The organism is Pseudomonas sp. FSL R10-0056 (assembly GCF_009600105.1).
GTDB lineage: Bacteria > Pseudomonadota > Gammaproteobacteria > Pseudomonadales > Pseudomonadaceae > Aquipseudomonas > Aquipseudomonas bubulae.
This window is the reverse complement of record NZ_WIWL01000044.1, coordinates 85,866-92,489: the sequence shown is the minus strand read 5'-3', so window position 1 is coordinate 92,489 and position 6,624 is coordinate 85,866. Positions and strand designations below refer to the sequence as shown.

General features: G+C 56.8%; 9 protein-coding genes. 4 read left to right on the top strand and 5 right to left on the bottom strand.

What is annotated here, in order from left to right; translation table 11 throughout:
• Window positions 1-480 precede the first annotated feature (480 nt).
• The gene (locus GHO42_RS02905; protein WP_095002255.1) at window positions 481-816 is read right to left on the bottom strand and encodes a hypothetical protein; all 336 of its coding nucleotides are present in this window, start codon (window positions 814-816) and stop codon (window positions 481-483) included.
• A gap of 169 nt (window positions 817-985) precedes the next feature.
• Here GHO42_RS02905 and GHO42_RS02900 point away from each other — a divergent pair, with 169 nt between their 5' ends.
• The gene (locus tag GHO42_RS02900; protein WP_095002254.1) at window positions 986-1,504 is read left to right on the top strand and encodes a DUF4142 domain-containing protein; all 519 of its coding nucleotides are present in this window, start codon (window positions 986-988) and stop codon (window positions 1,502-1,504) included.
• A 63-nt stretch (window positions 1,505-1,567) separates the two neighbouring features.
• On the opposite strand, the gene GHO42_RS02895 is transcribed toward GHO42_RS02900, so the two are convergent.
• The 3 genes from GHO42_RS02895 to GHO42_RS02885 all read right to left on the bottom strand — a co-directional run bounded on the left by GHO42_RS02895 (window position 1,568) and on the right by GHO42_RS02885 (window position 3,609).
• Window positions 1,568-1,864, bottom strand: a complete 297-nt coding sequence (locus tag GHO42_RS02895) for a DUF6388 family protein (RefSeq protein ID WP_133144887.1) — start codon at window positions 1,862-1,864, stop codon at window positions 1,568-1,570.
• Window positions 1,865-1,940: 76 nt separating this feature from the next.
• Window positions 1,941-3,143 (bottom strand): MFS transporter, encoded by a 1,203-nt coding sequence (locus tag GHO42_RS02890; RefSeq protein WP_095002253.1) that lies wholly within the window; start codon window positions 3,141-3,143, stop codon window positions 1,941-1,943.
• Window positions 3,144-3,291: 148 nt separating this feature from the next.
• Window positions 3,292-3,609: a YqjD family protein gene (locus GHO42_RS02885; RefSeq protein ID WP_095002252.1), complete on the bottom strand. Its 318-nt coding sequence runs from the start codon at window positions 3,607-3,609 to the stop codon at window positions 3,292-3,294.
• A gap of 166 nt (window positions 3,610-3,775) precedes the next feature.
• Between GHO42_RS02885 and GHO42_RS02880 the strand changes: the two genes are divergently transcribed.
• A complete protein-coding gene (locus GHO42_RS02880) occupies window positions 3,776-4,030 on the top strand; it encodes a hypothetical protein (protein WP_095002251.1) in 255 nt (84 codons plus the stop codon).
• 109 nt (window positions 4,031-4,139) lie between these two features.
• Here GHO42_RS02880 and GHO42_RS02875 read toward each other — a convergent pair whose 3' ends face one another.
• The gene (locus tag GHO42_RS02875; protein WP_095002250.1) at window positions 4,140-4,622 is read right to left on the bottom strand and encodes a GreA/GreB family elongation factor; all 483 of its coding nucleotides are present in this window, start codon (window positions 4,620-4,622) and stop codon (window positions 4,140-4,142) included.
• Window positions 4,623-4,747: 125 nt separating this feature from the next.
• Here GHO42_RS02875 and earP point away from each other — a divergent pair, with 125 nt between their 5' ends.
• Window positions 4,748-5,881 carry an elongation factor P maturation arginine rhamnosyltransferase EarP gene (earP, locus tag GHO42_RS02870; protein ID WP_150629156.1) on the top strand — a complete coding sequence of 378 codons (1,134 nt, stop codon included), beginning with the start codon at window positions 4,748-4,750 and terminating at the stop codon, window positions 5,879-5,881.
• Window positions 5,882-5,930: 49 nt separating this feature from the next.
• The gene (locus GHO42_RS02865) at window positions 5,931-6,503 is read left to right on the top strand and encodes an elongation factor P (protein ID WP_016780001.1); all 573 of its coding nucleotides are present in this window, start codon (window positions 5,931-5,933) and stop codon (window positions 6,501-6,503) included.
• Window positions 6,504-6,624 lie beyond the last annotated feature (121 nt).

Here is a 6,624-nt window from a genome sequence, read left to right as displayed (position 1 = left end):
CTGGCCAGGAATTACCAGTCGATGTTATCCCTTGTGTCTGCTGTCATATGGCTCGCCTGAATGAGAACACCCCCTAGAGAAGCACATTTATTTTATTGGGCAAGTTTTAATGTTTTTATGGCGGTTTGGTCGGACGAGCGGATATATATCGTTATATTGTCGGACAATAACTTTGTGGCGCGGGGTTAACTTTTGCGTCGGGTTAAATATCGGCCTGAAAACTAACGGTTGATATTATGTAACTGGCCTGAACCGAATTGTTGCGAATGCTCGGTCGTGTGGCGCCGGGATTGAAGGATTACTACCCGGTAGTGCCATTGAGCGCTCCCATTCGAGCTCAAATGGATTTAGACGATGATAAGGCTGCTCCCCCCTTTGGCGTGCTGTTGCTGAATGCGGGCTGCGCGCAGGCCCGGCAGTACACGCCACCTGCCGGTGCCTCCGGGCGCAGCGCTACCCGGTCACGGCCCAAGACTTGATTCAGGAAGGCGGACTGTTCAGGTCCAGTTCTCTGGAAATTGCTTGTTCCGCTTTCACGAATGCTGGGGTTTTGCCGGCATCGGCATAAATCTCTTCACCTTCTTCAATCCTGATGACCTCAGAGCCCTTCACATAGGGCATGGCCTGCTCTGCTTGCTCAAGCGCGCAATGAATCAGGCTTTGGGTAATGGTGGCTTCATCCAGCCCGTAGGCTTGGGCGAAAGCCTTGATTTTGACCAAATCACGCTTGTGCAGTGAAAGGCTGTATTCAACCCGCTCACTGGACTCCTGAGATCTGGACTCCCAGTTGTCGAGCATGGCCCTGAAGGCGTCCATATGGCTTCTCCTGTTTGACGGAAAGTGCTGCTGGACAGTATGGCTCAGGGTTCGCTGAAGTGCCTTCAGTTGCCATCCGTCAGAAAAAACAGCTTTGATTTAAACCTTTGCCATCACGTGCCTTCAGATTCTGTGCAGGGAATAAACCTGCCTTTTTCTGGAGGACGTTATGAAACACCTGATTGGCCCCAAACGCTTTGTGGCAGGTTGTGCCCTGGTCTGCTCCCTGATCGTGGCGGCCACAGCAGTCGCAGCCAGTCCGGCAGACTTTGTTGATGAGGCTCATGCAGCAGGGATTGCGGAGATCGAGACCAGCCGTATGGCGATCAGTAAAACCTCTTCGACGGACATAGAAAGCTATGCCGTGGAAGCCATCAAGGACCATACCAATGCCAATCGGGATTTGAAGGATCTTGCCAGCCGACTGGGCCTGCAGGTGTCCAGCGATGAGCAGATACTCGACAAGGCGAAAAAGCTGATGCTGCAAGTGCAGGAGGGCGATTCGTTCGACGCGGCCTATGCGGCCAATCAGGTCAAGGCCCATGAACAGGCCATCGAGTTGTACAAGGAGCAGGCGCAAAATCCCGAGTCACCGGAGTTGCAGGCGTTTGCCGAAAAGTATCTGCCCAAGCTGGAAATGCATCTGCTGATGGCGCAAAAACTGGTGGATGCCCACCACAAGTCCTGATCCTTTAAGTGCAAAAACGCCCGGTGAGTGATCGACCGGGCGTTTTATGCAACGTGGCGTGGCTCAGACCGCGATTTCGTTGAACCCGCAGTACTCTTCCCAGCTCATGTCCAGGGCTTCGGCGACTTCCTGATGCACTTCAAGGCGCATGCTCTTGAGTTCTTCGGGGGAGCGGGCGATCAGTTCCAGGGCCAGTTCCCAGGCTTCCAGGCCGCGGCTTTCGGCTTCGTCCTCAAAGGCCCACAAAATCTGTTGCTGGCGATCCTCGGCGCTCAGCTCTTTCATTTCGTCGATCAGTTCAGGGTGCGCCTTGATAAAAGTATCCAGGGCCAGTTCGTTACGGGATTCTTTAGGGATCATATGGCGTCTCGGATGGTCAGGGCATTTTTCGCATGCTAGCGAGTTCGCATTACGATGAAAAGTGCCATATAGCTGCTTAGCCCACCGGTTGCAGCTTGCTTTCGCGCTGCAGGCTGTAGCCCCATACCGCCAATGCCAGTGTCGCGACCACGGCGCCGACCACGACAATACCGTCCCAGCCATAGGCCGGGTAGGTCTGCGCACCTACCAGTGAACCCAGTGCGCCGCCAATGAAATAACAGGTGATGTAGCCAGCATTCAGGCGGTTGCGGGCTGCCGGGCGGACTTTGAACACCGCGTTCTGGTTGCTCACATGGACCAGTTGCACGGCAAAATCCAGGGCCAGCACACCGATCAGCAAAGCCACCAATGAATGCCCGGCAAATGCCATGGGCAGCCAGCAGGCCAGTAGCACCAGCAGGCCAGCGGTAGTGGCCTGTTGCCCCTTGCCGCGATCAGCCATGCGTCCGGCCCAGTTGGCCGCTACCGCACCGACGGCGCCGGCCAGGCCGAACAGACCGATCACCGCGTCCGAGTAGCTGTAGGGTGGTACCGCCAGCAAAAAGGCCAGGGGGGTCCAGAACAGGGCGAACAGCGAGAAGGTCAGCAGGCCCAGCAGGGCGCGCAGGCGCAGTACGGGTTCTTCGATAAACAGAGTGAACACCGACTTCAGCAGTTTTGGGTAGCTCAGCCCGGCGCTTTGATGGTGGTTGGGCAGGGCGCAATACAGCGAGATGGCACTGATCAGCATCAAGGCGGCAGCCACCAGGTAAATGGTGCGCCAGTCACCTGCCGATGACAGCGCGCCCGCTACGGTGCGGGCCAGCAAAATGCCCAGCAACAGGCCACTCATCAGTGTCCCAACGACCCGACCACGGCTTTGCGGGTCGGTCAGGCTGGCCGCCATGGGCACCAGCACCTGGGCCGATACCGAAAACAGTCCGGTCAGTGCCGTGCCGATCAACAGCCACGTCAACGAAGGGGCAAATGCGCTTAGCAGAAGGCCCAGGGCGCTGAGCACGGTCATGGTGACGATCAGTCGGCGTTGTTCGAACAGATCACCCAGCGGCACCAGCAGTAACAGGCCAGCGCCATAGCTGAGCTGGGCAGTGATAACCACGGTACCGGCGCTGCCCATGCTCAAGCCCAGTTGCTGGGCGATGGTGTGCAGCAGGGGTTGGGCGTAATAGTTGCTGGCAACAGCCAGGCCGGTGGCGGTGGCCATCAGCAGAATCAGGGCGGTGCTAAGAGGTTTTGTTGCAGCAGTAGACGTGGACATTGACTGTCTCGTTGGCATGGGGAATGCGACGAAGTATCAGAATGTCAGCGGAGAATGTCACTGAATATGTCGGCGGTTTTAAATTTTAAACCGCACAGCCCCAGGCAATAAACACCAGGGGCTGTGCAGGCAACAGTGGCAGCCGATGCTAGTTGCGACGCCCCAGCAGCAGGCCAACGACCAGACCGAAACCGGCCGAGATGGCCACGGTCTGCCATGGATGGCCACCGATATAGCTTTCCGTGGCGTCGACCACAGGCTTGGTGCGCTCGCGCACGTTGGTCACTGAATCCAGTGCCTGCTTGAGCTTGAGGCTCACCTGGGCACGCAGGGTTTCGCCTTCTTCACCGACCAGGGACACGCTGTCCTTGAGCAGTTTTTCAGATTCGGCAATCAGGTCTTGCAGTTCGCTGAACGCTTGATCCTTGATTTGATCTTCAGCTTGTACGGCATTTTTTCGAGCCATTGCGGTACTCCTTGCAGGTTAAAGGGGTGATATGTAATGGAGTCAACCCAATGCTAAAAAGTTGCATCTGATTTGCGCCTGAGCTGACAGCGTAGTCAAAAACCAGACTGAGACACTTCTTTGTAGGGTGTAAGATGTCACCTAATTAACACCGCAGGAAATTCACATGAGCTTCAACCTCGCCAACAAGCCTCTCGCAGAGCGTGCAGCGCTTGAAGATGAAAAATCCCGTTTGTATGACCTTTGGCAGAGCAACCTGGGCAAGGCCAAAGGGGATGCGGCGCGTTTGTTTGGTGAACGCGCCAAGCGCAAGGGCAAATGGGCTGAATGGGTGCGCTCGGAACTGGACGCCATGTCACCGCCGGAATACGCCAACATGGTGCGCAGTGAGTTGAACCGCATGGTGGCTGCTGCCAAGTAAGGCATGCATCAAACTTTGGTAGGAGCGGGCTTGCTCGCGATTCAGGTGCCGCGGTTTATCTGCGTGACCGGGGCGATACTATCGCGAGCAAGCCCGCTCCCACAGTTGTCTAGAGCGTTTCGCAAACGCTAAACACCTGTACCGCACCGCCCACATTGATCTGCACTTCATCATCAAGCTGTTTGCCCTGCAAGGCGGCCCCCAGGGGTGAGCGCGGGGTGATGACGGTGACCGTCTGCCCGCTGTGGTCGAGCTTGAGCCCGGCGGCATCGGGGGCGAGGAACAGCCACTGTTCGCTGCCATTTTCGGCTTCCAGCCTGACCAGAGCTCCGATCTGAATGCCCTGCGCCGGGTTGTACGGCGCAAGGGTCATGGCCCGGCAGTTTTTCAACGCCTGGCGAATTTCCTCAACCCGGCGTGCCTGTCCTGTGGCCAGATATGACGCTTCCAAGCCGAGGGTGTCGTATTTGTTCTCGGCGATGTTTTCCGCATGGGTGGCCGCTTCATAGGCGGTTTGCGCCGCGCGCTGGAGGACATCGAGGTCGATTTCGAGTTTCTCCAGCATCAGCAGGTGCACAGCAGTCTTGTTCATGGTCGCAGCTTGATAGTGACGAACGCCGATTGTCGCACGAGTGCCGCGCAGATTAATCCGCCTCAAGACTTCTGTACGCAGCCAATTATGCGGACAATCCCCCCTTTTGAATGTTGGAGCCCGGTATGAAAGCCTCCTGGGATATTTTTTGCAGCGTGGTCGATAATTACGGCGACATCGGGGTGACCTGGCGTCTGGCCCGGCAGTTGGTGGCCGAGCATCAGCAGGGCGTACGGTTGTGGGTCGATGACTTGCGTGCGTTTGTGCCGTTGTGCCCCGAGGCGGATGTCGGCGCTGCGCAGCAATGGCAGCGGGGGGTTGAGGTTTGCCAGTGGCCGGCGCAGTGGCCGGCGACGGAGGTTGCCGACGTGGTGGTCGAGGCCTTTGCCTGCAAACTGCCTGAAGGCTATCTGCAGGCGATGAAGGCTCGCGAAAAACCGGCGTTGTGGATCAATCTCGAGTACTTGAGTGCCGAAGACTGGGTCAGCGGCTGCCACGGCCTGCCATCGATGCGGCCTGACGGTTTGAAACGGATGTTTTTCTTTCCGGGGTTTGATGCCGGTACTGGCGGGCTGTTGCGTGAGGCAGACTTGTTGCAGCGCCGCCACGCCTTTGAGCAGGACCCGCAGGCCAAGCAGGTATTTTTGCAGGGGCTGGGGGTTTGCCCGGCGCACAATGCGCGGCTGATTTCATTATTTGCCTATGAAAATACCGGCCTGGCCAGCTGGCTGGATGCAATGGCGGCGGGGGCCGGGCCGACCCACCTGCTGGTGCCACAAGGACGGATCATGGGTGATCTGCTGCAGTGGCTGGGTATTGAGCAGTTACCCCTGGGTGCGGTCGAACAGCGCGGGGCGTTGACCGTTCAGGCGTTGCCGTTCGTCAGGCAAGAGGATTACGACCACCTGTTATGGAGCTGTGATTTCAACGCAGTGCGCGGTGAAGACTCGTTTGTGCGGGCGCAATGGGCGGGGCGCCCCCTGCTGTGGCATATCTATGAGCAGGAAGAAGACGCGCACTGGGTCAAGCTCAACGCATTCCTCGACCTCTACGTCAAAGGCCTTTCGCCACAGGCAGCCCGGGCGGTTACCGGGCTTTGGCATGCCTGGAATGCTGGCGCCGAGATGGGCGAAAGCTGGAATGGGGTGCTCCAATGCTGGCCTGAAATCGCTGCACACGCTGAACAGTGGTGTCTGGAACAGTCATTACAGGCTGATCTTGCGCAAGCGCTAGTACTGTTTTATAGAAATTGGATATGATACGCGACCTAGATTTTTGTAAATCTCAATCCAAATTCGGATATTCGTAATGAAAACTGGTAAAGAGCTTAAACCCGGTACAGTCATCAAGCTCGAAAACGACCCTTGGTTGGTTCAGAAAGCTGAATTCACCAAGTCCGGTCGTAACAGCGCGATCATGAAGACCAAGCTGAAAAACCTGCTGACTGGCTACAAGACCGAAATCGTATACAGCGCTGACGACAAGCTGGAAGACGTGATCCTGGATCGCAAAGAAGCGACCCTGTCCTTCATCAGCGGCGACACCTACACGTTCATGGATACCACTGACTACACCATGTACGAGCTGAACGCTGAAGACATCGAAGCCGTTCTGCCATTCGTTGAAGAAGGCATGACCGACGTTTGCGAAGCGATCTTCTTCGAAGACCGTCTGGTATCCGTAGAGCTGCCGACCACTATCGTGCGTCAGGTTGACTACACCGAAGGTTCCGCTCGCGGCGACACTTCGGGCAAGGTGATGAAGCCTGCCAAACTGAAAAACGGTACCGAGCTGAGCGTTGCTGATTTCGTTGAAATCGGTGACTGGATCGAAATCGATACCCGTGACGGTGGTTCCTACAAGGGCCGCGCCAAGGTTTAAACCTTGCGTTAACCGCACGATGAAAAAGCCCGGCCTTGATGCCGGGCTTTTTTTTGCTCGATGAAAAAGCCCCGGTTCTGCGCTTTGCCCGGCGCCGGGGACTGGTTAGCATGGGTGCTCA